This is a genomic window from Aeromonas sp. 1HA1, from assembly GCF_029237385.1.
Taxonomy (GTDB): Bacteria; Pseudomonadota; Gammaproteobacteria; order Enterobacterales; family Aeromonadaceae; genus Aeromonas; species Aeromonas popoffii.
In genome coordinates this window covers 1-24,196 of sequence record NZ_JAACGC010000065.1, presented here as the reverse complement: position 1 = coordinate 24,196, position 24,196 = coordinate 1, and the positions used below count along the sequence as shown (strand labels likewise).

The 24,196-nt window shown below is 59.5% G+C and carries 28 protein-coding genes, 2 tRNA genes, 1 pseudogene and 1 other annotated feature; of the genes and pseudogenes, 27 read left to right on the top strand and 4 right to left on the bottom strand.

Annotation, left to right across the window (positions count from 1 at the left end; genetic code table 11):
* Positions 1-202: 202 nt before the first annotated feature.
* Together GWQ22_RS17140 and GWQ22_RS17135 are read right to left on the bottom strand one after the other, a co-directional pair.
* A tRNA-Arg gene (locus GWQ22_RS17140) sits at positions 203-279 on the bottom strand.
* Between the two features lie 50 nt (positions 280-329).
* The gene (locus tag GWQ22_RS17135; protein ID WP_275931054.1) at positions 330-1,484 is read right to left on the bottom strand and encodes a flagellar assembly protein FlgT; all 1,155 of its coding nucleotides are present in this window, start codon (positions 1,482-1,484) and stop codon (positions 330-332) included.
* 194 nt (positions 1,485-1,678) lie between these two features.
* On the opposite strand from GWQ22_RS17135, the gene GWQ22_RS17130 reads away from it, so the two are divergent.
* Entirely contained in the window at positions 1,679-2,299 is a 621-nt protein-coding gene (locus tag GWQ22_RS17130) for a FlgO family outer membrane protein (protein ID WP_042037056.1), read from the top strand.
* A gap of 10 nt (positions 2,300-2,309) precedes the next feature.
* Complete coding sequence (locus tag GWQ22_RS17125) at positions 2,310-2,735, top strand: LPP20 family lipoprotein (protein ID WP_275931053.1); 426 nt, start codon at positions 2,310-2,312, stop codon at positions 2,733-2,735.
* A gap of 60 nt (positions 2,736-2,795) precedes the next feature.
* Here GWQ22_RS17125 and pheA read toward each other — a convergent pair whose 3' ends face one another.
* Positions 2,796-3,968 carry a prephenate dehydratase gene (gene pheA, locus GWQ22_RS17120; protein ID WP_275931052.1) on the bottom strand — a complete coding sequence of 391 codons (1,173 nt, stop codon included), beginning with the start codon at positions 3,966-3,968 and terminating at the stop codon, positions 2,796-2,798.
* A gap of 38 nt (positions 3,969-4,006) precedes the next feature.
* Positions 4,007-4,129, bottom strand: a sequence feature (Phe leader region).
* Between the two features lie 170 nt (positions 4,130-4,299).
* Between pheA and GWQ22_RS17115 the strand changes: the two genes are divergently transcribed.
* From GWQ22_RS17115 to galE, 21 genes and pseudogenes are all read left to right on the top strand, one after another.
* Positions 4,300-4,896 carry an HAD family phosphatase gene (locus GWQ22_RS17115; protein ID WP_108537684.1) on the top strand — a complete coding sequence of 199 codons (597 nt, stop codon included), beginning with the start codon at positions 4,300-4,302 and terminating at the stop codon, positions 4,894-4,896.
* 31 nt (positions 4,897-4,927) lie between these two features.
* Complete coding sequence (locus GWQ22_RS17110; protein WP_042037062.1) at positions 4,928-5,206, top strand: DUF6482 family protein; 279 nt, start codon at positions 4,928-4,930, stop codon at positions 5,204-5,206.
* Positions 5,207-5,251: 45 nt separating this feature from the next.
* The gene (locus tag GWQ22_RS17105) at positions 5,252-6,124 is read left to right on the top strand and encodes a hypothetical protein (RefSeq protein ID WP_108537686.1); all 873 of its coding nucleotides are present in this window, start codon (positions 5,252-5,254) and stop codon (positions 6,122-6,124) included.
* A gap of 100 nt (positions 6,125-6,224) precedes the next feature.
* Positions 6,225-6,773 (top strand): DUF3157 family protein, encoded by a 549-nt coding sequence (locus GWQ22_RS17100; RefSeq protein ID WP_042037066.1) that lies wholly within the window; start codon positions 6,225-6,227, stop codon positions 6,771-6,773.
* Positions 6,774-6,979: 206 nt separating this feature from the next.
* Positions 6,980-7,609 carry an outer membrane beta-barrel protein gene (locus GWQ22_RS17095; RefSeq protein WP_108537688.1) on the top strand — a complete coding sequence of 210 codons (630 nt, stop codon included), beginning with the start codon at positions 6,980-6,982 and terminating at the stop codon, positions 7,607-7,609.
* Between the two features lie 173 nt (positions 7,610-7,782).
* The gene (locus GWQ22_RS17090) at positions 7,783-8,727 is read left to right on the top strand and encodes a DUF523 and DUF1722 domain-containing protein (protein ID WP_275931051.1); all 945 of its coding nucleotides are present in this window, start codon (positions 7,783-7,785) and stop codon (positions 8,725-8,727) included.
* 69 nt (positions 8,728-8,796) lie between these two features.
* A complete protein-coding gene (locus tag GWQ22_RS17085; RefSeq protein WP_275931050.1) occupies positions 8,797-9,684 on the top strand; it encodes a MerR family transcriptional regulator in 888 nt (295 codons plus the stop codon).
* Positions 9,681-11,102, top strand: a complete 1,422-nt coding sequence (phrB, locus tag GWQ22_RS17080) for a deoxyribodipyrimidine photo-lyase (RefSeq protein ID WP_275931049.1) — start codon at positions 9,681-9,683, stop codon at positions 11,100-11,102. Before GWQ22_RS17085 ends, phrB begins: the two co-directional genes overlap by 4 nt.
* A gap of 1 nt (position 11,103) precedes the next feature.
* Positions 11,104-11,532 carry a nuclear transport factor 2 family protein gene (locus GWQ22_RS17075; RefSeq protein WP_275931048.1) on the top strand — a complete coding sequence of 143 codons (429 nt, stop codon included), beginning with the start codon at positions 11,104-11,106 and terminating at the stop codon, positions 11,530-11,532.
* On the top strand, positions 11,529-12,263 hold the full coding sequence (locus GWQ22_RS17070; RefSeq protein WP_275931047.1) for an SDR family NAD(P)-dependent oxidoreductase: 735 nt from the start codon (positions 11,529-11,531) through the stop codon (positions 12,261-12,263). The genes GWQ22_RS17075 and GWQ22_RS17070 overlap by 4 nt, the downstream gene beginning before the upstream one ends.
* Positions 12,260-13,519: an FAD-dependent oxidoreductase gene (locus tag GWQ22_RS17065; RefSeq protein WP_275931046.1), complete on the top strand. Its 1,260-nt coding sequence runs from the start codon at positions 12,260-12,262 to the stop codon at positions 13,517-13,519. The genes GWQ22_RS17070 and GWQ22_RS17065 overlap by 4 nt, the downstream gene beginning before the upstream one ends.
* Entirely contained in the window at positions 13,516-14,268 is a 753-nt protein-coding gene (locus tag GWQ22_RS17060; RefSeq protein ID WP_275931045.1) for a DUF1365 domain-containing protein, read from the top strand. The genes GWQ22_RS17065 and GWQ22_RS17060 overlap by 4 nt, the downstream gene beginning before the upstream one ends.
* A gap of 121 nt (positions 14,269-14,389) precedes the next feature.
* The gene (locus GWQ22_RS17055; protein ID WP_275931044.1) at positions 14,390-15,646 is read left to right on the top strand and encodes a cyclopropane-fatty-acyl-phospholipid synthase family protein; all 1,257 of its coding nucleotides are present in this window, start codon (positions 14,390-14,392) and stop codon (positions 15,644-15,646) included.
* A 2-nt stretch (positions 15,647-15,648) separates the two neighbouring features.
* Entirely contained in the window at positions 15,649-16,128 is a 480-nt protein-coding gene (locus tag GWQ22_RS17050) for a DUF2878 domain-containing protein (protein ID WP_042037080.1), read from the top strand.
* Positions 16,125-16,343: a TIGR02450 family Trp-rich protein gene (locus GWQ22_RS17045; protein ID WP_042037081.1), complete on the top strand. Its 219-nt coding sequence runs from the start codon at positions 16,125-16,127 to the stop codon at positions 16,341-16,343. The genes GWQ22_RS17050 and GWQ22_RS17045 overlap by 4 nt, the downstream gene beginning before the upstream one ends.
* Positions 16,300-16,842 carry a chalcone isomerase family protein gene (locus GWQ22_RS17040; RefSeq protein WP_275931043.1) on the top strand — a complete coding sequence of 181 codons (543 nt, stop codon included), beginning with the start codon at positions 16,300-16,302 and terminating at the stop codon, positions 16,840-16,842. Before GWQ22_RS17045 ends, GWQ22_RS17040 begins: the two co-directional genes overlap by 44 nt.
* 14 nt (positions 16,843-16,856) lie before the next feature.
* Entirely contained in the window at positions 16,857-17,399 is a 543-nt protein-coding gene (locus GWQ22_RS17035) for a DUF3833 domain-containing protein (RefSeq protein ID WP_275931042.1), read from the top strand.
* A gap of 129 nt (positions 17,400-17,528) precedes the next feature.
* Positions 17,529-17,996, top strand: a complete 468-nt coding sequence (locus tag GWQ22_RS17030) for a Dps family protein (RefSeq protein ID WP_275931041.1) — start codon at positions 17,529-17,531, stop codon at positions 17,994-17,996.
* 217 nt (positions 17,997-18,213) lie between these two features.
* Positions 18,214-19,863, top strand: coding sequence for a hydroxylamine reductase (hcp, locus tag GWQ22_RS17025; RefSeq protein WP_275931055.1), 1,650 nt, complete (start codon positions 18,214-18,216; stop codon positions 19,861-19,863).
* A 209-nt stretch (positions 19,864-20,072) separates the two neighbouring features.
* Positions 20,073-20,341, top strand: a pseudogene (locus tag GWQ22_RS17020) (hybrid-cluster NAD(P)-dependent oxidoreductase); the annotation flags it as partial.
* A gap of 83 nt (positions 20,342-20,424) precedes the next feature.
* A complete protein-coding gene (gene galE / locus GWQ22_RS17015; protein WP_275931040.1) occupies positions 20,425-21,450 on the top strand; it encodes a UDP-glucose 4-epimerase GalE in 1,026 nt (341 codons plus the stop codon).
* Positions 21,451-21,586: 136 nt separating this feature from the next.
* On the opposite strand, the gene GWQ22_RS17010 is transcribed toward galE, so the two are convergent.
* On the bottom strand, positions 21,587-22,336 hold the full coding sequence (locus GWQ22_RS17010) for a DsbA family protein (RefSeq protein ID WP_275931039.1): 750 nt from the start codon (positions 22,334-22,336) through the stop codon (positions 21,587-21,589).
* A gap of 198 nt (positions 22,337-22,534) precedes the next feature.
* On the opposite strand from GWQ22_RS17010, the gene GWQ22_RS17005 reads away from it, so the two are divergent.
* The 4 genes from GWQ22_RS17005 to hcp1 form a co-directional block, all read left to right on the top strand.
* Positions 22,535-22,622: transfer RNA gene (locus GWQ22_RS17005), tRNA-Ser, on the top strand.
* A gap of 232 nt (positions 22,623-22,854) precedes the next feature.
* Positions 22,855-23,628 carry a LuxR family transcriptional regulator gene (locus GWQ22_RS17000; RefSeq protein WP_275931038.1) on the top strand — a complete coding sequence of 258 codons (774 nt, stop codon included), beginning with the start codon at positions 22,855-22,857 and terminating at the stop codon, positions 23,626-23,628.
* 9 nt (positions 23,629-23,637) lie between these two features.
* Complete coding sequence (locus GWQ22_RS16995) at positions 23,638-23,781, top strand: hypothetical protein (RefSeq protein ID WP_275931037.1); 144 nt, start codon at positions 23,638-23,640, stop codon at positions 23,779-23,781.
* Between the two features lie 75 nt (positions 23,782-23,856).
* Positions 23,857-24,196: type VI secretion system effector Hcp1 (gene hcp1, locus GWQ22_RS16990; protein WP_275931036.1), on the top strand; the 340-nt coding region annotated here is incomplete at its 3' end.

Below are 24,196 nucleotides of genomic sequence, written 5' to 3'. Positions count from 1 at the left end.
GAACAGGGATTGCAGGCTGGAGCTCACTCTGGGAAGGCTGGCAAACACTGCAAAGTAAACTGGACGGCTTTATTGCCGCCAAAGAGATGATGGCTTCGGGGATCAAGATCTGATCAAGAGACAGGTGGTACCCCGTGTGGTACCCCAAGCCAAAAACGACCAAGGGGTTAGCACCATGAAGATGCTAACCCCTTGTTTTATATGGTGCTCCCGACTGGAGTCGAACCAGTGGCCTGTCCCTTAGGAGGGGACCGCTCTATCCTACTGAGCTACGGGAGCCTTGTGGCGGACATTATACAAGAAGCCGCTCCCTTTTAAACCCTTGATTCTTATTCCAATACTGCCAAATCACCGATTTGGATGTTAAATGGCGAATATTTGTTCCGAGTGCTGATGATGGCGCCGTCCTCGAATACCTGTACCACCTCGAACAGGCCGTCTGCCGGGTTGCGCATCATACGTGACTTGCCATAGGGGTCGATGAAGTCGGCGCGGTGCTGGATGCGAAACTGATCCCCGAGCTTGACGCCGTTGCGCCGACCCAGATTGATGTGTGGGCCACGCTCGTTCTGGCCTATCACCCGGGCTGTGACCGGGGCGCAGTTGAGCTGGGCCACCAGATCCTGTACCGCCTCTTGCAACTGATAGTTGACCTCCTGGCCATAGCTGGACTGCCAGAACTGGCCGCCTCTGGTGCCTATCTGATCCCGCTTGCCGAAGGTCCAGTTGGCGCGGCCCTGATACTCCTTGCGACTGAGCAGGCTGCCGCTGATGCCGTCGAACAGGTAGAGCTGCATGCGAAAGTTACGGATGGGGTCTTCGTACCAGCGTGTCAGCTGGCCGCCCTGCGGCTCAATGGAGAGGTCATCTATGCTGCCGAGCACCAGATACTGGCTGTCGGTGATAAGGCTCAGGGCCTTGATCTCCTCAAGGGGGCTGCGATCACCCTGTTGCAGGTGGAGCGGGTCTATGCGCAGATTTTCGTCCAGCCATTGGCGCGCGGCTACCCCTTGCGGCGCGTTGGCTAGGGCCTCGAACATGCGACGGGACAGGCTGACTGGCATGTCGTCGAGGGCACCGTAGCTCGCCTGGTCCGGGTAGCGAAGCCGCAGCCTGACCAGTGTCAAATTCTTGGCGTAGTGCTGGGTCTGGCAGATCTGGCGTTCGGCTTGGATATCGGCCTGTAGCGTGATGTACATGCGGCCGTTGCGCACCTCTTCCCGCTTGAGCCGGTACTGGCGGATGTCGCCGCCGGAACGGATCTGGATCTGTTCGGAGCGAAGGCTGCCGTTCTCCAGACGCTGGGTGCTGGAGACAGCGGCGCCGCTCGCCAGCAGGGCCTGGCGCAGGGCATCGCGGGTGGCTTGCTCGCGGGCATAGACCTCGTCGCCCCCCAGGATGGCGGCACTGCCCTGGGCTTCGATAAGCTCTGCCCGGACCGACAGGCTAGCCAGCAGCAGGGTTAACAGCAGCGGTAATTTCATGACAAACACCTTGAATATGCGGGTCGGGGCTTTCACCCCTGTCGAAGTGATGGCGCCGGCCGATACAGACCACAGAACCGTGCCAGTTGCACAGCACACTGCAAATAATTAGCAAGATCCATGCCTCATTCCCGACTCAAGCTTTGGCCCGCTGAACCGATAACGAATCAGGTGCAGATACAGGAAAGGTATCCATGAACAAACTCATCACGGCGTTGGCCCTCGTGCTGGCGCTGACCAGCTGTGGTTCCGACCCCATCAACCGGAATATAGGTGACCCTCGCCAGGCCATTCATGGGATGGAGCTCAATTGGCTGGTGGCGCGCATGACCGATCAGCTGATGGAGCGCAAGTCGCTCACGACCCTGACCGAGCCGATTGCCGTCGCTTCCTTCGTCGATCTCGATACCCTGCAGGACACCAACTGGATGGGGCAGCAGATCGGGGAAAGTTTTATCCACGAGCTGAACCGGCGTGGGGAAGTCGTGGTGGATTTCAAGATGACCGGCAGCATCAGGGTGACCCCGCAGGGTGACTTCGTGATGAGCCGCAACCATCGGGATCTCGCCCCCCGGCTGCCCATCTCCCGCGTCCTGACCGGTACGTTCAGCCGCAACAGCAATGGGGTCCTGGTCAACGCCCGGATTATCGACATGCGTACCAAGATGGTAGAGACCACGGCCCAGAGCCTGATCCCGCCACAATTTTTGTCCGGTGCCAACAACTCTTTCGGGCGGGCATCGATTAATCGCGGTTTTCTGATCCGTGACAGTCAGGCTAGACCGGGCGGTCATCTGGTCAACCTGACACCTTAAGGAGCGAGTCATGAAGATCTTGTTTGGTTGCCTGTTGGCACTCTTGCTCACCGGTTGCAGTGGTAACCGGGTAGTGGATTACACCCAGGGTGGCAGGCCCGATGATTTTCCGTTGCTCAAGGCGGTGGGGTATGCGGTGATCGACATTCAGCCCGGCCCCTCCCAGTCGGAGAAGATGCTGCAGGCGATCCGCGCTTCCAAGATGGATGCCTATCGCGAGCTGGCTGAACAGCTCAATGGCCAGCAAGTGCGGGGCCAGAGCAGCTACAAGGACCTGACCCAGGTCTCCAACTCGCTGGATGTGTCTGTGGCCGGCATGGTGCGTGGTGCCCGGGTGGTGGCCTCCTATCCCCGAGGCAATACCTATGCCACCGAGATGGAGCTCGATACCCGAGCCCTCTACAACATCAACCAGTTGATGGCCGGTCAGTTCTGACGGCGAGGCAGAAAAACAAAAGGCGAACATGATGTTCGCCTTTTTTGTTGGCAAAAATGGTCAGTTGCCCATGAGTACCGGCGGCACAGTCGTCGGCTTGACGTCTTCGCTCGGGTAGCAGCCCAGCACTTTGATGTAGCGGGTGATCTTGGTCAGCTCCATCAGCGCGGCCTGCATGGCCGGGGTCTGCAGGTTGGCGGACACATCCAGATAGAACATCTCCTCCCAGGGGTTGCCCTGTACCGGTCTGGATTCCAGCTTGGTCATGTTGATCTCGTTGTTGCGCAGCACCAGCAGCGCCTCTACCAGGGAGCCGGGCTTCTGTGAGGTGGACATGATGAGGGTGGTCTTGGCCGGAATTTGTGGCGCCACGTCGATGGGCTTGCGTGCCACTACGATGAAGCGGCTGTAGTTCTCTTTCTGGTTGGCGAGCTGCTCGGCCAGCACGTCCAGTCCGTACAGCTCACCGCCAGCCGCGCTGCCAATTGCCGCCGCTTCCGGGCTTGCCAGCTCCCTGACCTTCATCATGGCGCTGGAGGAGGAGTCGCAGATCTCGTGGCGTGCCCCTTCCAGCTTGCTCAGGTAGTGGGAACACTGCTGGAACACCTGGGGGTGGGCGTAGAAGGTCTTGATGCGGCCAAGCTCGGTTGGTACTGCGGTGAGAATGCAGTGCTCTATGGGGTAGGTCAGCTCACCGACGATGGAGAGGCTGGTGTGCTGCATCACGTCATACACCTCGTTGATGGAGCCCGAGCTGGTGTTCTCTATGGGCAGCACGCCAAAGGCGGCGCGACCCGATTCCACCGTATCCAGCACCTCGCGAAAGTTCTGGCAGTTCACCTCTATCACCTGATCCTTGTAGCGGGCCAGATACTTGCGGGCGGCCAGGCTAGAGTAGGAACCGCGGGGCCCCAGATAGGCGACGCTGGTCATGGGTTCCTGCTGTTCCGGGTTGAGCAGGCTCTGCAAATAGGCCTGCTGGGAGAGCACGGAATCTTCGATGATGGTGTGATAGATGCGGGTGATGTAGTGAGCATCCAGCCCCAGCAGTCGGCCCTGCTGGATCAGGGCGACCAGCAGGTCCTGCTCGCGCTGGGTGTCGCGGATGGGACGTGGATTGGCCTGCTTGGCACGGGCAACCTCTATGCTGAGGGTCTTGCGCTTGGCCAGCAGGGCAAGCAGCTCCTGATCCAACCGGGTGATGTCTTGTCTGATCTCGTCGAGCGTAGCCATGGTGGTTCCCTATCCAAATAATCGAGTGTGGTAGCTGCAAAAAAAAGCCTCCGCTAGGGGAGGCTCGATTCGTCTTTGCTTTCTGTTCATGCGACGACAGGGCCTTCCCTCATGTGGGCCGGATAAACGAGAAAGCAAAGAAGAATGGTGCGTGCATGGGTCTTGTCCTGAAAATATCGTCATAACCATTAAGGGATTTGGGCGTGGGATGCAAGTAAAACTTGCCCGTGGGAGGCGAACGGGGCAGGGTATTTGCGTGTGCCGACGGGGCCATTCAAGCGTCATGTTGCGGCGGTTGGCTCAGCAGCAGAGGTATCATGAGGAGGTAACAATGGCGATTATTTTTGATCTGGGACGGGTGGTGGTGAGCTGGGATCCGGTGGGCATAGTGAGCTCGGTGCGAGGGCCGGACGATGCTGAGGCGCTGGCGGAGCGGCTGTTCAACCACCCGGACTGGCTGGAGGTGGACCGGGGCACGCTGTCGCTGCACACCATGGCCCGTCAGGCGCAGGAGCGCACCGGCTTGCCTGCGGCACAGAATCTTGCCATTTTGCAGGCGGTGCCCGCATCGCTCTTGCCGGATCCCGCTATGCTGACCCTGATAGCCGAGTTGCATGGCGCAGGCCATACGCTCTATGCGCTCTCCAACATGGGTCATGCCAGCATCGACTGGCTGGAGCAGCAGCCGTTCTGGCGCTTCTTCAGCGGCAAGGTGGTGTCGGCGCGGGTGCGGATGATGAAACCGGAGCCGGATATTTATCGCTATCTGCTGGTGTCGTTTGACCTGAAGGCCGACGAGTGCCTGTTTATCGATGACAGCCCCGCCAACGTGGCCGCCGCGCAGGCGCTGGGGATCGGGGGGCTGGTGTTTACCGATGCGCCCAGCTGCCGTCAGCAGCTGCTATCGCTGGGCTATCTGCCCGGTTGAGTCAACAGTCAGGAATGCTCAAGGAGACGTTATGGAGCATGGCCGGTTTCGCAATTGGTTGAGTCACTATCCGGATGCCGGCTTGCTGATCGCCTGCCTGGATGGCAGCGGTTACCAGCTCTGTGTCGAGGTCGACGGCGAGATGCTGTGTCTCACCGACAGCGAGGGGGGCAGGCTGACGTTTGGCTCCCTGGAGCAGGCGGAGGGCTTTTTGCGGGCGCATCAGGTGCATCAGGCGAAACTGCGAATTTATGATGCGCAACAGGATGAAAATGAAGGGAATTGGCAGGAGATGATCATTAAATTCTGATTTCCCCTTCTCTTTTAAGGGTTTATTCAGGATTGTTACGGCACAATGGCGGCCAATTTATCATCCGGTGTTGTCATTATGGATGCCAATATAGTTGTGCTGAATCGAGGATACGATCAGACCTTTCAGGCCAGGGAGCAGCTGCTTGTCGAGACCCTGGCCAGCTACGGCGAACTGGTGGTCTCCTTCTCTGGCCGACTGGAATCCTGCTACAGCATGGATTTGTGCCGTGCCAGCGGGGTTCGGGTCAGGGCCGTCACCCTGGACAGCCCGACCCGCAGCCGCAAGGAGGTGGCGCGGGCCAAACGCTACTGTCAGCGCTATGACATAGAGCAGAGGATCATCAAGACCGACGAGATGATTTTCTGCGATCACCTGCGTCACCTCAACGAGGTGATCGACCCGGTACGCTACATCTGTCATCTCACCGCGCGGGAAACCGACTGGAGTCATCTGCCCATGCTGCTGCCCGCCCCGGTCGAGGAGTTGCAGGAGTATTTGCGCCGCTTCGGTAGCCTGCCGGCCAACACCCTCTGGCTGTTTGCCAAGCAAGGTATGACCCACAGGGACGTTCGTTACGGCTTCAACAAACGACAGCTGGGGCGCTGGGGCAAGAGTGCCCACGGCTGCCTGAGCCGTCGTTTCTCCGATCCCGAACTGGTGGACAAGCGCCATCTGCGCATGGTGGACATGGCGGAGCAGATGCTGGCCGACATGGGGCTGGAGGAGGCGCAGGTGTTTTTTCATACCCTCTCCGATCAGGCGACCACCCTGGCACGGGTGCGCGTACCGCAGCGGCTGCGTGCCCAGGTATTCGACTTGCAACCGGATATCCTCAATGCCCTCAAGAGCACAGCGTTCGATCTGGTGACGCTGGACATGGTGCTGGAGGAGGAGCGGCAGGGGCTGGCTGGCTGAGGCTGGCCGCAGCGGGCAAGAACGTGAGTCGGGTCATAGGCAAGTCGGGGCCGACTCTTTATACTGACGCCCTTTTCCATCGACGCCGAGCCATAGTCCTATGAAACCCTTGTCCCGCTTGCTGGTTGCCCTTTGTCTGTCACCCTTGCTGGCACAGGCTGCGCCCCTGACCCAGGTCACCCTGCCCGATGGCCGCCAGGTGCAGCTCAACGATGACTTCACCTGGGAATATCTGCTGATAAAGCCGACGGCGAGCGGTGACGTGGTCACGGGTACGGTGGCAGTCCCCGTGCTGACCGAGCAGGCGATGACCAATCCGGATCTGCTGGCCCAGGCGGTCAAGGACGGGATCGGCGTCAAGCTCGACAAGATTGAGGGCTCGGATCCCCTGTCGCTGCAATTCATGGTGAGCAACACGGGCAGCCGCAGCGTGGTGCGGGTGCGCGGCAGCGTCACCCTGTTCAGCGAGCAGGGTGCCCAGTTGGCCAGGCAGGAGGCCCGTTTCTGGGTGGGCGAGAACCGCCTGCCGGAGTCTTATCTGCGCAAGGGTCAGCAGCGTCCCTCCCTGGTGATCGAGATGCCGCGCCCGGCCGGTCTGACTGGCCAACCCCTGGTGCGAGTCGAGATTGAGGAAGTGGAGTTCCGCTAAGCCCTCGCCACCCGATGCCATTTGCCAAACAGGTTCCATGACTGAGCCTGTTTGGGCTCAATTGTTAATTCGGTAACCGCCAGCAACAGTTGCTTACATCTGACATGATTTAGCAACAGCTTGCCGCTCGGTATTCTCCCGCCTGCTCGGCACAATGGCTCCATTCCAGCTAGGTCTCAACTAGCTCAACACGTGGAGTCATCAAAATGAAAAAAGTTGCACTTTCTGTTCTGGTTCTGGCCGGTTTCGCTTCTACTTCCGCTCTGGCACAGGATGCCTTCAGCTATGCCAAGGGCGGCCTGACCTGGGCACACACCAAGTCCGATTACATCGGCGGAAAAGACAGCAATCACCGCGATTTCGGTGGCCTGAATCTGGATCTCTCCAAGAGCTTCGGTTCCAACTTCTATGGCCGTCTGGGCAGCGAATACACCTCCCGCAATGATGGCAACGACAGCATGGGCCTCTCCAGCCTGGGTCTGGGTGTCTACACCCCGCTCAGTACCGGTCTGAACCTGTACGGTGAAGCGGGTCTGATGGGTTACAGCATGGAGCGCGAAGTGGCCGCCAACGTGAAGGACAGCGGTTGGGATGTGATCACCCGCAAGAACAGCGGCAGCATGTACGGTGAAGTGGGCCTGCGCTATGACATTGGCGCCGTCGAGCTCTCCACCGGCTACCGTTACGCCAACATGACCGACGACATGCAGGACTTCAAAGTGGGCGCCGCCTACAAGGTGAGCCAGAACCTGGCCCTCACCGCCGACTACACCTATCGCAACTGGGATCTGCAAAAAGGTTCCATCTCCAGCCTGGGTGTGAAGTACAGCTTCTGATCTTCCCTCCCGTAGTGTCTTGATTGCTTGCCCATGACGTCTGTCATGGGCTTCTTCATTTCTGGTGATCCTGTTTTTGCCCTTGTGCCGTATCAGTCCGCAATAGTTATACAACTTTCTTTTCTTTGTATAACTGCTATAACTGAACTCAGGCTTATACAAGGAGCGTCAACATGTACAAGATTAAAGTCGGTATCAGTGCCTGCCTGTTGGGACAGGAAGTACGGTTCGACGGGGGCCACAAGCGCTCCAGCTTTTGCGAACGGGATCTTGGCGCTCACTTCGATTATCACCCCGTCTGTCCCGAGATGGCCATCGGCCTGGGGGCGCCGCGCGCCGCCATCCGGCTGGTCAAGCGCCATGGCGAGATCCGCGCCGAGGCGAGCAACGGGAGCTTCGATGTCACCGAGCAACTGATCGCCTTCAGCGAGCAGAAGGCCCGTCAGTTCGACTTTATCTCGGGCTATATCCTCTGCGCCAAGTCCCCCAGCTGCGGCATGGAGCGGGTACGCATCTATGGCGCCAACAACGAGGGGAGTGCCAAGGAGGGGATTGGCTTGTTTGCCAAGGCGTTGATGGAGGCCAACCCCCTGTTGCCAGTGGAAGAAGATGGCCGCTTGTGTGATCCCATTTTGCGAGAAAACTTCGTGCTGCGGGTCTTCGCCTATCATGACTGGCAGCAGCTCTGCGCCCAGGGGCTCAGTGCTGCGGCGCTCATACGCTTTCACTCCCGTTACAAGTATCTGGTGCTCTCCCATGCCACCACCCACTACCGCATCCTTGGCAAGCTGCTGGGCAACCTCGGTAAGGCCAACCTGCAGCAGGTCGCCGACAGTTACATCAAAGGATTGATGGCGGCCCTGACCCTGCGGGCCAATCGCCACAGCCACACTAATGTGCTGATGCACCTGCAGGGTTACTTCAAGCGGGTACTGACCCCGTCCCAGAAGCAGGAGCTGGCCGACACAATAGACAAGTACCGTACCGGTATCTTCCCCTTGCTGGTGCCGTTGACCCTGATCCGCCACTACCTGCGGGAATACCCCAATCCTTATCTGGCGCAGCAGGTCTATCTCAATCCGCACCCCGATACGCTCAAGCTGCGTTACGGGCTCTGATCCCGCTCTGTTGCCCCGGCGCGCTGTGTGCACCGGGGCGATCCACCCCTCTGTTTGATGGACGTAGTTATGTCTGATTTACCGCACGAAGTTGCTCCTTTGCCAGATGTGGGGATTTACCCCATTCGTGATGTCTCCCGCCTCACCGGCGTCAATGCCGTCACCCTGCGTGCCTGGCAGCGCCGCTACGGGCTGGTGCAGCCGGCCCGCACCGAGAAGGGGCATCGCCTCTACAGCGAGCAGGATATACGCCAGATAGGCGAGATCCAGCGCTGGCTGGAGCGGGGGGTGAGCATAGGTCAGGTCAAGGGATTGCTGAACGAACCCCAATCCAAGCTGGTGAGCGATCACTGGCAGCAGACCCTGGAGCAGCTATGCCAGTCGGTGCTTGCCCTCAACCAGCGCAAGGTGGAGGCGCAACTGAATGACCTGCTGGCGAGCTACCCGTTCGAGCTGGTGCGCAGCCGGGTGTTGCAACCCCTGGTGGGGCAGTTGCTCGGCCTGTGGCGTGAGCGGCCCGATGGCGAGCTGCTGCAACAGGTGTGGCTGGGCTGGCTTCATACCCGCTTTGCTCGCCACCTCATCGAACAAGAGAAGGGACGCCCGGTTACTCTCGCAAGCTGGGGTCAGGTCGGCCCCCTCGATCTGGTCTGGTCTGCCTATGAGCTGATCGGCCAGGGTTATGAGGTGCAGCTGCTGGGGGCAGTCGAGCCGCGCCACTTCGCCCTGCTGGAGGGGCGAGCGGCCACGCCCTGGTTGCTGCTGCTGGGGGCCGGGCTTGGCAAGCCGGATATGGCCACTGGCTGGCCGGCGGGCACTCGCTTGTTTGGCGAGCTGGGCCGCCTCTATGACGCGGATTGGCTGGCGGCCCATGGTTGGCAGCCCACTCTGGCTGAAGTCAGTTTGGACAAACCGGCAGCCCGTGGCGGTGCCGTGCGCGGGAGTAAGACCCCATGAAGCTGGTCTGGTTTCGCAATGACTTGCGCCTCGCCGACAATCCGGCTTTGCGACACGCTTGCGCCGAGACAGGGGAAGTAGCCGCCCTGTTTGTCATCTCCCCGACCCAGTGGCGGCAACACAAGATGGCCGCCATCCGTCAGCGCTTTATCCTGGCGCAGGTCGATGCGCTGGGCCGCGAGCTGGCGGCGCTTGGCATCCAGCTCCATCTGCTGCGGGTCGAGATCTTTGCCGAGCTGCCCGCGGCGCTGGCGGCCCTGACCCGGGAGCTCGGTGTCACTCATCTCTACGCCAATCAGGCCATCGAGCTCGACGAACAGCGCCGTGATAGCGACGTCGGCGCCACGCTGGCAGAGCAGGAGATGAGTTGCCACTGGTTCAACGGCTGTTGCGTGCTGCCCCCGGGGCGGGTGCTGACAGGCGCAGGGGAGATGTTCAAGGTGTTCACTCCCTTCAGCCGAGCCTGGTTCAAGGCGCTGGAGGAGCATGGCTTCGTCATTCACAGAGCCCCCGCGCCACGGGGCGAACCGCTGCCGTGGCAACCGCTGGTCGAGAGGGCATGTGTCGATGCTGAGCTGGGCGACGTGTCGCCGGATCCGCACTGGCCAGTGGGGGAGGCCGAGGCCCAGCGCCGTCTGCACGATTTTCTGGAACAGGCGGTGCTCGACTATGGGGAGACCCGGGACTTTCCGGCGCAGGCGGGCACCTCCACCCTCTCGCCCTATCTGGCCGCGGGCATCATAAGCCCGCGCCAGTGCGTAGGGGCGCTGCAGCAGCGGCTCGGTTACCGACCCCAATCCAAGGCGCAGCCCGGTTTCGTCTGGCTCAATGAGCTTGTCTGGCGCGAGTTCTATCGCCACCTGCTGGTGCTGGTGCCGGCCCTCTCCATGAATCTGCCGTTCAAACCCGAGACCGCGGCCTTGCCCTGGGGTTGGGATCCGGAAGCCTTGGCCGCCTGGTGCGAGGGGCGGACCGGCTATCCCATCGTCGATGCGGCCATGCGCTGCCTCAACGCCACCGGCTGGATGCACAACCGGCTGCGGATGATAGTGGCGAGCTTCCTGACCAAGGATCTGCACATCCACTGGCGGCTTGGGGAGGATTATTTCATGAGCCAGCTCATCGACGGGGATCTGGCGGCCAACAACGGCGGCTGGCAGTGGGCGGCGGGAACGGGTGCCGATGCGGCCCCCTACTTTCGGGTATTCAATCCCACCACTCAGGGGCAACGATTTGATCCACAAGGAGACTTTATTCGTACCTGGGTAACTGAACTTGCCGATGTCCCTGTCGCCTATGTGCATCAGCCCCATGACTGGTTGCGACTCAAAGGAGGATGGGGATATCCTGACCCTATGGTGGATCATGCCCTTGCCCGGGTAAAAGCCATCGAGATGTTTCGCCACCTGGAGAAATAGGATGAACGCGCCGCTGGCCCGCTTTATTGCCCTTTACCAGCAACTGGACAAGCAGCAGTTGCATCGCTTGCCGGAAGTTTATGCCGAGCAGGTGATCTTCATCGATCCGGCCCACCGTATCGAGGGGCTGACGGCGCTCACCGACTATTTTGCGGCCCTCTATCAGCGCCTCTCCGACTGCCGCTTCGAGATAACCAGCCAGCAGCAACAGGGTCGCGAGGCCTGGATAAGCTGGGTCATGACCCTCTCTCACCCAAGACTGGCTGCTGGTCAGCCGGTGCGGGTCGAGGGGGCCACCCACCTTGAGTTCGACGCCGCAGATAAGGTCTGTCTGCATCGCGACTACTTCGATCTCGGCGCCATGCTTTACGAGCACTTACCGCTGCTTGGGCCCGTGGTGCGTACCATCAAGGGGAGGCTGGGGACATGAGCAGATGTGTGTTGATCACAGGCGCCAGTTCCGGGCTGGGTCGCCAGCTGGCGCTCGATTATAGGCAGGCGGGCTGGCAGGTGTGGGGTTGCGGTCGTGATGGCGAGCGGCTGGCACAGTTGGCCCGGGACGGTATTACCCCCTTGCAGTTCGATGCACGGGATGCGGCGGCCATGGCAGAGGTGGCTGCCAGCCTGCCGCCGCTGGATCTGTTGATCCTCAATGCCGGCAACTGCGAATACATGGATGTGGCGGACGGCTTTGACGGTGAGCTGTTTGCCAGGGTGATCGAGACCAATCTCATCGCTACCGGCCACGCGCTTGCCGCTTTTCTGCCGCTGCTTGGCGAGGGGGCGCGGCTCGCCATCGTCAGCTCGTCGGTGAGCTGGTTGCCGCTGCCACGAGCCGAGGCCTATGGCGCCTCCAAGGCGGCCCTCGACTATCTGGCCGATACCCTGCGTCTCGATCTCAAGGCCAGGGGAATCGCGGTGACCCTGATCCGCCCCGGCTTTGTGCAGACCCCGCTCACTGCGAAAAATGATTTTCCCATGCCCTGTCTGGTGACGGTAGAGGAGGCCTCTCGCGCCATCCTGACCGGACTGGCCGCTGGTCGTCATCAGATCCACTTTCCCCGCCGCTTCATCTGGTTGTTGCGCCTGCTTGGCGCCCTGCCGGTGGGACTCTGGCTGCGGCTTGGCAGCAAGCTCGTTTCGAAAGGACGCCATTCATGAAGAAAAAGATTGCCATCGTCGGCTCAGGTATCTCCGGGCTTACCGCCGGTTTTCTGCTCCACAAGTACCACGACATCACATTGTTTGAGGCGGCCCCCACCCTGGGTGGCCACACCGCCACCGTCGATGTCAGCCTGGCCGGTCGCAGCTATGCCATCGACACCGGTTTTATCGTGTTCAATGATCGCACCTACCCCCATTTCCTCACATTGCTGGAGCGGATCGGCGTGGCACGCCAGGACGCCGAGATGAGTTTTTCGGTGAAGAGCCCGGAGGGGCTCGAGTACAACGGTCACAATCTTGACACCCTGTTTGCCCAGCGCAGCAATCTGCTGAGCCCGCGTTTTTACCGCTTCGTCGCCGAGATCCTGCGTTTTAACCGGGAAGCGCGCGCCTGGCTGGCTGATAGTCAACGGCAACAAGAGAGCTCTGAGCTGACGCTCGGGGATTTCTTGCAGGTGGGGGATTTCAGTGACTACTTCGCCCGCCACTACATTCTGCCCATGGGGGCGGCCATCTGGTCATCCACCCTGGCGGACATGCGCGCCTTTCCCCTTGGCTTTTTCCTGCGTTTTTTTGCCAATCACGGCTTGCTCGATGTGGCGAACCGTCCCCAGTGGTACGTGATCCCGGGCGGCTCGCGGGAGTACATAGGCCCGCTCACGGCTGGCTGGCAGCCGCAGATCCGCCTCGCTTGCCCGGTACAGGGGATCCGGCGGCTGACCGAGGGGGTGCTGATCCAGAGCAGTTATGGCGAGGAGCATTTTGACGAGGTGATCCTCGCCTGCCATAGCGATCAGGCGCTGGCCCTGCTTACCGATGCGAGCGAGCGGGAGCAGGCGATTCTGGGCGACATGGCCTATCAGGCCAACGATGTCTGGCTCCATACCGATGCCAGCTGTTTGCCCACTCGCCGCAAAGCCTGGGCCAGCTGGAACTATCAGCTGGACGGGGACGACGAGGCTCGGCCGCTGGTGAGCTACAACATGAACATTCTACAGGGGGTGAACTCGCCAGCGCCCTTCTGCGTCAGCCTCAATCCCAAGGGCAAGGTGGACGAGAGCAAGGTGCTGCGCCGCTTTGTTTATCACCATCCGGTGTTCAATCAGGCATCCATTCTGGCACAGCAGGCGCGGTTGGAGATCTGTGGTCAGCAGCACACCCATTTCTGCGGCGCCTACTGGTACAACGGCTTTCACGAAGACGGGGTGCGCAGTGCGCTGGACGTCGCCAGACGCTTCGGGGCCGAGCTATGAGTACTGTCGCCATGGCTCAGACAGTCAGCGCCATCTGGCAAGGCTCGGTGCGCCATCGCCGCTTTGCACCCAGGGCGCACGCTTTTTCCTACAGCCTTTTCATGCTGGGGCTGGATCTGGACGAGCTGCCACAGCTTAATCAAGGGCGCTGGTTTGGGGTGGAGCGGGCAGGCTTGCTCTCTTTTCACCGCAAGGACTATCTCAAAGGCAGCGAGGGAAGCCTCAAGCAAGCGGTGTGGGAGAAGGTGACCGAGCTTGGTGGGGCTGCAGAGCCGGACGGGCGCGTGCTACTGCTCGGCAATGTACGCTGCCTGGGCTTCTATTTCAGCCCGGTCAATTTCTACTTCTGCTACCGGCACGGGGATGCGCGTTACCTGCTGGCAGAGGTCTCCAACACCCCCTGGAACGAGCGCCACTACTACCTGCTGGATCTGGCGGCGCTGGCGCCCCACGACAAGGATTTTCACGTCTCTCCCTTTATGGGGTTGGCCATGCGCTACCACTGGCGTATTCGCCCACCGGAGCAGGAGACACTGATCCATATCGAGAGTCATCCCCAGTCTGGCGAGGCCAAGCTGTTTGACGCCACCCTGGCGCTGAGCCGCGAGCCGCTGTCGCGCAAGGGGTTGGTGGCGCTGCTCACCCGCTGGCCCTGGATGACCCTGAAGGTGCTGCTTGGTATCTACTGGCAGGCCTTGCGTCTTTTTATCAAACGAACACCTATCTTCAGCCATCCGGAGACGCGCTAATGGAGCAGATACAATCCACTTCCGCAGCCTCAATGTGCTATCCGGCGGCCAGCTCTATTCATGACTCAGATTCAATTCAAACGCTCTGCCACTTATTCTTCAGCCATCCGGAGACTCACTAATGGAACTGGTGCAATCAACAAGCTCTGCCTCTTTCATCGACAAAGGCGCAAGGCAACTACTGCTAGCCCTGCTGGGGCGCCTCGAGCAGGGTCAGTTGCTGCTGCGAGACGGCAGCGAACGTCATAGTTTCGGGGTGGCGGGTACTGACCTGCACGCCGAAGTGGTGGTAAAGGATCCGGCCTTCTATCGCCGCTTGTTGTTGGGGGGCAGCATAGCCGCTGGCGAGACCTGGGTGGAGGGGCTTTGGACCAGCCCGGATCCGGTGGCGCTGGTGCGGTTGCTGGCACGCAATATGACACTGCTCGATAGCCTGGAGCGGCGGCTTAGTTGGCTGAGTTTCCCCTTCAACAAGGCGCGCCACTGGCTCAATCGCAATACCCTGACAGGTTCACGATCCAACATCGCCGCCCACTATGATCTGGGTAATACCCTCTATCAGGGTTTTCTCGACAGCCATATGCAGTATTCGAGCGCCATCTATCCGGGGACCGAGTCCACTCTGGAGGAGGCACAAGAGGCCAAGCTGCGCACCATCTGCGAGCGCCTGGACCTGAGGCCGGACGACCACCTGCTGGAGATAGGTACTGGCTGGGGCGGGCTGGCCATTTATGCGGCCCGTCACTATGGCTGCCGGGTGACCACGACGACCATCTCCCAGGCTCAGCATGACTACGCTCGCGAGTGGATCGAGCGGGAGGGACTCGGAGATCGGATTACCTTGCTGCTGGAGGATTATCGCAAACTGGAGGGGACCTTCGACAAGCTGGTCTCCATCGAGATGATAGAGGCGGTGGGTCACGCCTTCCTGCCCGATTACTTCCGCCAGTTGTCACGGCTGCTCAAACCCGGTGGCCGCCTGCTGATCCAGGCCATCACCATTGCCGATCAGCGCCACGCCCAATATCTGCGCAGTGTCGACTTCATCCAGCGTTACATCTTCCCGGGCGGCTGTCTGCCGAGTGTCTCCCTGATGGCGGGGCTGATTGCCCGCGAGACCGACATGCAGTTGGTGCGGCTGCACGATCACGGTCATCACTATGCCCGCACCCTGGCGCACTGGTGCGAGCGCTTTCTGGCGCTGGCCCCCGAGCTGCCCAAGCTGGGTTACAGCCAGGATTTCATCCGGCTGTGGCACTTCTACTTTGCCTATTGCGAAGGAGGCTTCTGGGAGCGGGCCATCAGCCTGGTCCAGCTGGAAGCAGCCAAGCCGGGGCCCCTCGGCTGGTCGGGGGATCTGCCAGTGAGCGGTCACTGACCATGTGGCAGTGGGCTCATCTGCTAGGGTTCAACCTCTACTGGCTGCTGGCGGTGAAATGGCAGCAGCCGGGCCCGCTGCTGTTGATGCTGTTGCTCCACTTCCTCTTCTCCCCCAGCCGCAGGCGCGATCTGCGGTTATTGCCGGTGGCCCTGGCCGGCTGTCTGCTCGATGGCCTGCTCTGGCAGCTCGGATTGTTTCAATTTTCGGTCGGTTTCCCCCTCTGGCTAGCACTGCTGTGGCTGGGATTTGCCTTGAGCCTCAGCCATGGGTTGCGCTGGTTGCGCCCCTTGCCCCGCTGGCAGCAGGGGCTGTTTGGCATTGCGGGTGGTGCTTCCTCCTATGTGGCGGGAGCGGCCATGGGCGCAGTACACTTACCTTGGGGCATCTGGATCAGCACAGCACTATTGGCGGTGATCTGGATGTGGTGGTTACCCGTACTCCTGTGGGGAACGGTCAAACTGGAGGGTGAATCAAGATGAACACCTTTTCGACCGACACCTTGTTGTTTTCCAAGTGGACCAAAGAGAGCCAGCACGAGCTGACAGAGCGTTACTATCTGGTGGTTGCCTGCCAGCGTGATGCCCAGGGGCGACTGGCCCGTGTGGTGATGCAGGATATCAATACCTTGCTGGAACAGGAGATGGATTGGCATGAACTGGAAGATCCCGCGAATTGGCACATGGGGTGGAATTAGCCTGCTGATCGTGGCCTTGAGCAGCCCGCCCACACTGGCCAAAGAGGCCCCTTCCCCCCCCTGGCAGCAGCTGCGAGCCGTGGGGCAAGGGGAGATGAGCTGGCTCTGGTTCAAGCTCTATGACGCCACCCTCTACAGCCAAAGTGGCCGCTATGAGCCGGGCAACTACCCACAGGCATTGACCCTTACCTACGCCAGAGATATCGAACGGAGCGATTTGCTTACCGCCACCGCCGAGGAGTGGCAGCGACTCGATCTCGGCAGCGATGTCGATCGCCAGCGCTGGATCGGGCAGCTGGCAGCACTCTGGCCCGATGTGGGGGCGGGAGACAGGCTTACCTTCTATGTGGATGAAGCCGGGCTTGGCCATTTTTGGTGGCACGATCAGCCGCTCGGCACCCTTGCTGATCCCCAATTTTCAGCGGCCTTTTTGGCCATCTGGCTCGCCGACAATAGTCGCGATCCCATGCTCACCCGTCGCTTGCGCGGTCAACTCTGATGCTGGAGCACTTCATGGTTTTATTTCGTGTTTTTCGTTGTCTGCTCTTGCTGCCACTTTTGGTGCTGGCGGGTTGTGGCAGCAGCCTGGATGACTATCGCGGTCAGGGGCCGAGCTGGGATCTCGCCCACTTCTTCAACGGCAAACTGGTGGCTCATGGCCTGGTGACCGACCGCAGCGGCGAAGTGACCAGTCGCTTCCGGGTAGAGATGCAAGGGCATTGGCAGGATGGCAAGGGTGAGCTGTTCGAGCAGTTCTATTTCGATGATGGTCGGCAACAGACCCGCACCTGGTTCCTGAACAAAGGGGCAGATGGCCACTGGCACGGCACGGCATCCGACGTAGTGGGGGAGGCGGTAGGCAAAACCCAGGGCTTTGCCTTCAACTGGCGCTATCAACTCGATCTGGCCCTGCCGGACGGGGAGGTGGTGCGGGTGAGCTTCGATGACTGGATGTATCTGCTGGATGAAGATCGCTTGATCAATCGGGCCGACATCAGCAAGTTCGGCATTCATCTGGGCGAGGTGATCCTCTACATAGAGCGGATCCCGGAGTGAGTCATACCAGATCATCCGGTGGGGGAACTTGGCGATAGTCGCTCGCTATTAATCAGTTAGGCAGTAACTATTACCTTTTGAGTCTTAAGGGAGCTAATCTGGCTCAGTCGTCAAATCTGGAGGTGAAACATGAAAAGTCCGATTGGTCTTGATACCGTTCAATCACAAGCCCTGGCCGCCGAGCTGAACAAATTGCTGGCCAGCTACCAGATCCTCTACATGAACGTCCGTGGCTTCCACTGGAATATCCGCGGCAACCAGTTCTTCGAACTGCACCTGAAATTTGAAGAGATCTATAACGATCTGTTGCTGAAGGTTGACGCCTTGGCCGAGCGCATCCTCACTCTGGATGGTGTGCCCATGCACAGCTTCAGCGATTACCTGACAGTTTCTGCCATCCCGGAGAAGAAGGGGCTGCATGACGGTCGTGCCTGTGTCGAATCCCTGCTTGAAAGCTTCCGCGAGCTACTGGTCGCCCAGCGCCACATCCTGGGACAAGCCGCCGAGGCCGGTGACGAGGGGACGGCATCCATCCTCTCCGACTATGTGCAGCAGCAGGAAAAACTGGTCTGGATGCTGCGCGCTTATCTGGCCTGACCCTTTGTTGCAGAGAGTTTTGTTGTAAACCTTTGTTGTAACCCAGCGTTGTCTCTTCTTTTATCCACCCGCTGCCGCCCTGTTTGGGCGGCTTTTTTGTTTTTGATCTGCATCAATGAAAACTTAATTGGCAAACCGAATGCCTATTATGTTTTTGGTGAGGGGCATAGAATCGCCACAAAACAAGCAACTGAAATGTCAAATTTGGAGAGGAATGATGTTTTGTGTGCAATGTGAACAGACAATTCGTACCCCGGCAGGCAGTGGCTGTGTGTATGCACGAGGCATGTGCGGCAAGACGGCCGAAACCTCGGATCTGCAGGATGTGCTGATCTATGCGCTGCAGGGCCTCAGCGCCTGGGCGCTGGCCGCCCGCGAGCACGGTGTCATCGACAATGAGATCGATGCCTTCGTGCCCAAGGCCTTCTTCGCGACCCTCACCAACGTCAACTTCGATTCCGCCCGCATCGTTGCCTATGTCAACCAGGCGCTGGCTCATCGTCAGCAGCTGGCCGACCGTCTGGTTGCATTGGCGGTACAGGTCACCGGCTTGCCCGAGGCCGCCAGCTTCGAGCCGGGTGACGAGCTGCTCGCCCAGCTGGCCCATGCGCCGCAAACCGCAGTCAATCGCGGCAAACGCGAGGTGCACGAAGACATCATGGGGCTGCGTCTGCTCTGCCTCTACGGCCTCAAGGGCGCCGCCGCCTACATGGAACATGCCCGGGTGCTGGGTCAGCAGGATAGCGAGGTGGCTGCCGAGTTCCATCGCATCATGAGCTGGCTCAGCACAGACCCGCGCGAGCTGGATCCCCTGTTCAACTTTGCCATGGAGATTGGTCTGCTCAACTTCCGTGTCATGGAGATGCTGGATCTGGGTGAAACCAGCGCCTTCGGCCACCCGGAACCGACTCAAGCAAGCGTCACCCCCATCCCCGGCAAGTGCATTCTGGTCTCCGGCCACGACATGATGGATCTCAAGCTGATCCTGGATCAGACCAAAGGGACCGGCATCCATGTCTACACCCATGGCGAGATGCTGCCGGCGCTGGCCTATCCCTTCTTCAAGCAGTATCCCCATCTGGTGGGCAACTACGGCTCTGCCTGGCAGAACCAGCAGAAGGAGTTTGCCAACTTCCCCGGTGCCGTGGTGATGACCTCCAACTGCATCATAGATCCAAATGTAGGCGACTATAGTGACCGCATCTTCACCCGCTCCATCGTCGGCTGGCCGGGCGTGACTCACCTCGAAGGGGACGATTTCTCCGCCGTGGTGGCGAAGGCACTGGCGCTGGACGGTTTCAAACACACAGAGCTCGAGCACTTCATCACCATCGGCTTCGCCCGTAATGCCCTGATGCAGGCCGCGCCCGCGGTGATTGAGAAGGTAAAAGCAGGAGAGATCAGCCACTTCTTCCTGGTGGGCGGTTGTGACGGCGACAAGGCCGAGCGTGCCTACTTCACCGAGTTTGCCAAAGCCACCCCCAAAGACAGCCTGCTGCTCACCCTGGGCTGCGGCAAGTACAAGTTCAACAAGCTCGATTTTGGCAACATAGGCGGCATTCCCCGTCTGCTGGACGTGGGTCAGTGCAACGATGCCTACTCCGCTATCCAGCTGGCACTGGCGCTCTCCGAGGCGTTCGAGTGTGGCGTCAATGACCTGCCGTTGACCCTGGTGCTTTCCTGGTTCGAACAGAAGGCCATCGTCATTCTGCTCACCCTGCTGGCGCTCGGGGTGAAAGACATTCGTACCGGCCCGACCGCACCGGCCTTCCTCACCCCGGCCCTGCTCAAAGTGCTGGAGGAGCAGTTCGGCTTGAAAGGGACCACCACGGCTGAAGCAGATCTCGCCGAGATCCTGGCTGCCTGAATCCGGTGATACCGCAGGCCATGCCGGCCTGACCATCCCGGCAGGTTGTAAGCCTTTGGCGAGCCTGATGGCTCGCCTTTTTTCAAAGAGCTGTGTTGCAAAAGCATGTGTTCAAAATGAGGAGCCTTGTGATGACCTCCACCTCTCTCACCCTGCGCTGCATCGGTCGTCGCGCCGACACCCATGATGTGGTGAGCTGGCAGTTCGTGCCGGTTACTGCCGTCAGCGGCCATTTCTGGCTGACCCTCAAGAAGAGCGGCAAGAAGGTGAAGATACTGCCGGGGCAGACCCTGCTGGTGGCGCTGGCGAGACCATGATGGCCGCCTGCCGCGCCGGAGTGTATGGTGCCTGTCGCTGTACCACGACCGGCGAGATCCAGCGGCAGAGTCGGGTGACCCTGACTCCTCAGGATATTGAGCGCGGGCTGGCGCTGGTCTGCTCCTGCACCGCCAGGGGGGATGTCAGCCTCGACTATTGAGGGCTCCATGAGTATCTCGCCCTTTTCCCATTGTGGCTGGGCGGGTACACTCAGCCGAGTTTCACCAGAACACGGGATAAAAAATGACAATATTGGTCACGGGCGGCGCCGGTTACATCGGCTCCCATACCCTGGTTGAGCTGCTCAATGTCGGGCAGCAGGTCGTGGTGCTGGACAACCTCTCCAACTCCTCCCCCGAATCGCTAAAGCGGGTCGAACGGATCACCGGCAAGCCGGTCACCTTCGTCGAAGGCGATGTGCTGGACAGAGCCTGCCTGCAGCAGCTGTTTGCCGCCCACAAGATTGAATCCGTGATCCACTTCGCCGGTCTCAAGGCGGTGGGGGAGTCGAGCCAGATCCCGCTCACCTACTACCAGAACAACATCACAGGCACCCTGGTGCTGTGCGAGGAGATGGCGAAGGCGGGCGTGTTCCGGCTGGTGTTCAGCTCGTCTGCCACCGTGTATGGCGATCCGGCCTCTGTGCCGCTGCGGGAAGATTTTCCCACCAGCGCGACCAACCCCTATGGTCGTTCCAAGCTGATGGTGGAAGAGATACTGCGTGACGTGTCCAAATCCGATCCGCGCTGGGCCATCGTATTGCTGCGCTACTTCAATCCGGTTGGCGCCCACGAGAGCGGCCTCATCGGTGAAGATCCCAATGGTATCCCCAACAACCTGCTGCCGTATATCAGCCAGGTTGGCGTCGGCAAGCTCAAGGAGCTGGGGGTGTTTGGCAACGACTATCCGACCCCGGATGGCACTGGCGTGCGTGACTACATTCACGTGGTTGATCTCGCCCTCGGTCATCTCAAGGCGCTGGCCCGCATCGCTGCCGATAGCGGTGTGTTCACCTACAACCTGGGTACCGGCCAGGGCTATTCCGTGCTGCAGATGATCACGGCGTTCGAGGCGGCCAGCGGTCGCACCATTGCGTACCAGATCAAACCGCGTCGCCCTGGTGACATAGCCGAGTGTTGGGCCGAGCCGCACAAGGCTCGTGACGAGCTGGGCTGGCAGGCGGAGCGCGGGCTCGAGCAGATGATGATCGACACCTGGCGCTGGCAAAGCCAGAACCCGAACGGCTATGCTCCTACTGCGAAGCCGTGATCAAGGATCATGCGCTGCTCTTCGACTTGCTGACAGCTCCTCGCGACGGCCCATCAGGGCTGATGGGCTGAAGCCTGAATAGCAAAACGCCCCGGCATCGTAATGCCGGGGCGTTTTTTATGTGCGAAGGGCTGGGTTACTGAATGTTCTTGCCCGCGCGCGCATCCTTGATGAAGCCTTTCAGGCTCGCCAGATCGCGAGGGGCGCCACGCAATATCTGGTCGCCTATGATGAAGGCCGGTGTGCCTGAGATGCTCATGGCTTCGGCCAGCGCCCGGTTGGTGCCGAGGTTCTGATCTATGCTGCCATCCTTGATCTTGGCCTCGACCTTGCTCCAGTTCACCCCGGCCGCTTCTGCCAGCTGCTTCACCTGGGCTTCATCGGACAGCGGGCCCTGATGGGTGTACAGCTTCTCATGGAAGGCTTGGTATTTGTCAGGCTGACCCAGTTGTACCGCCAGCGCCGCACGGGCGGCGAAGTAGGAGGTTTCGCTCAGGATGGGGAACTGCTTGTAGATGTAGCGGATATCTTTGTCTTCACTCAGCAGTTGCTTGATCAGCGGATGGGCTCGCTTGCAGTAACCGCAGTTGTAATCGAAGAATTCGACCACGGTCAGGCTGCCCTTGGGATTCCCGCTCTCGGGATCTTTATTGGCATAGAGCTGCTTGGCATGCGCCTGGATCAGGCTCTTGTCGTTGGCCGCCTGCTGGCTCTCCTGCTTGGCGCGCAGGGCATTGGACATCTCGACCAGGATCTCCGGATTCTTGACCAGATAATCGCGCACGATTTGCTCGACATCGCTCTTGGTCAGCTCACTTGCCTGAACCGGCGCAGCAAGCAGGGTAGCGCCAGTCAGGGCGCAAAGCAGGGCATGTTTGATTCTCATAAGTCCATCTTGCTGGGAGTTTCGTGATGGCCACTATAGTGGGTGAGTCTATTTTCAAGTCAAGTTATCTGGTTGAAAAAGCGCTGATAATGCCCCGTTAGTCTACTTTATGGGTCATTTAGACCAATAAATAAGCAAACGCACTGCGAGGGGATTTACAAGCCGGATCGCCATGGGTAATATTCGCCGCACTGTCGCGGAGGGGTGGCAGAGCGGCTGAATGCACCGGTCTTGAAAACCGGCGATGGGCGACCATCCGTGGGTTCAAATCCCACCTCCTCCGCCATTTATTCAGCCAAAAAGGCCATCCGAAAGGATGGCCTTTTTGCTATGTGTCCTATGTACTGCGGACTTTCAACGGTACTTTCATGCAGGTATATCTGAATTTACAGGATAAACCGTGGGCAATCTCCGATTTTGTGACAGGTCCAAGTGTGCCATCCGTTGACGCTTGTTAACATGCGGCATGTTTCCATGTTTGGCCACACGACCTTGTGCACGATACTCATACCGTAGAAATGAATACCCTGCATGCGCAGGATCTCATCGCCCAGTTCGAAACGGCCGCTGATCAGCGCACCATAGTGAGCCTGTTGCGTGAGCTGACCGCGCGCATGGGGTTCGACTATTTTCGCCTTGCCCTGATCTTTCCCCGTACCATCCAGCGTCCGGACGTCATCATCTTCAACGGTTGCCCGCAATCCTGGGTAGATACCTACACGGCCAGCGGTTTCTTTGCTATTGATCCCATTGTCAAATGCGGCATGACCCAGAGCACCCCCATTCTGTGGGCCGATGTGGTACGCGATAACGAGAGTTGTGATGAACAGGGCCGGGAGCTGATGCAACTGGCCAGCGAATTTGGCATTCGCGATGGCGTGACGTTTCCCTGGCACGGAGCCAACGGTCATGTGGGCCTGCTCTCCTTTATCACCAGCACACCTCTTACTAAGCAGCAGTGGCTCTATGCGGTGCCTTTTCTCAGTTGGCTCTCCATGCATATTTTCGAGGCGGTAGCCCGGGTCTGTCTGGCCGGTCTGTCGCCCCAGGATGTGCTGAGTCTGCGGGAACTGGAGGTCTGCCAGTGGGCGGCAGAGGGGAAGCAGGTGAGCGATATTGCCCAGATATTGGGCATTACCCCTAGAACGGTGACCTTTCACCTGGAGCGTATTGCCGAGAAGCTGGGAGCTAGCAATAAAAGCCAGGCGATATCCTGGGCGCTCAAGCAGGGGCTGGTGCGGCTCAATATCGATGCTGCGTTAGTGGGGAATGTGGATGAGAGTGGTCAATAGTTCTGTCTTGTGCAACAAGTTGCTCAACATGTGGAATTTAATGCTGAAAGTGTAACTTTTGCAGGCTTGATGGACTATCTGGCGCAACATCTTGCTGTTGGCTGGGGCTGTGTCGTGGTGTTTTTTATTAAAGTATTGATAATTAACGGATAAATAAATTGGCACGGTCACTGCTAAGGGTTGGGTCGAGTGCTAGCTCATTTAACCCACCTATTTAGGAGCATACACATGCCAACTCCATGTTATATCAGCATTGAAGGTAAAACCCAGGGCAACATCACTGCCGGTGCCTTCACCTCCGACTCCGTCGGCAACATCTTCGTACAAGGTCACGAAGACGAGATGCTGGTACAAGAGTTCCAGCACGTTGTCACCGTGCCGACTGACCCGCAATCCGGTCAGCCTGCTGGTCAGCGTGTCCACAAGCCGTTCAAGTTCACTGTTGCGCTGAACAAAGCCGTGCCGCTGATGTACAACTCCCTGGCTTCCGGCGAAATGCTGCCGAAAGTGACCCTGAAGTGGTACCGCACCTCTGTGGAAGGCAAGCAGGAGCACTTCTTCTCTACCG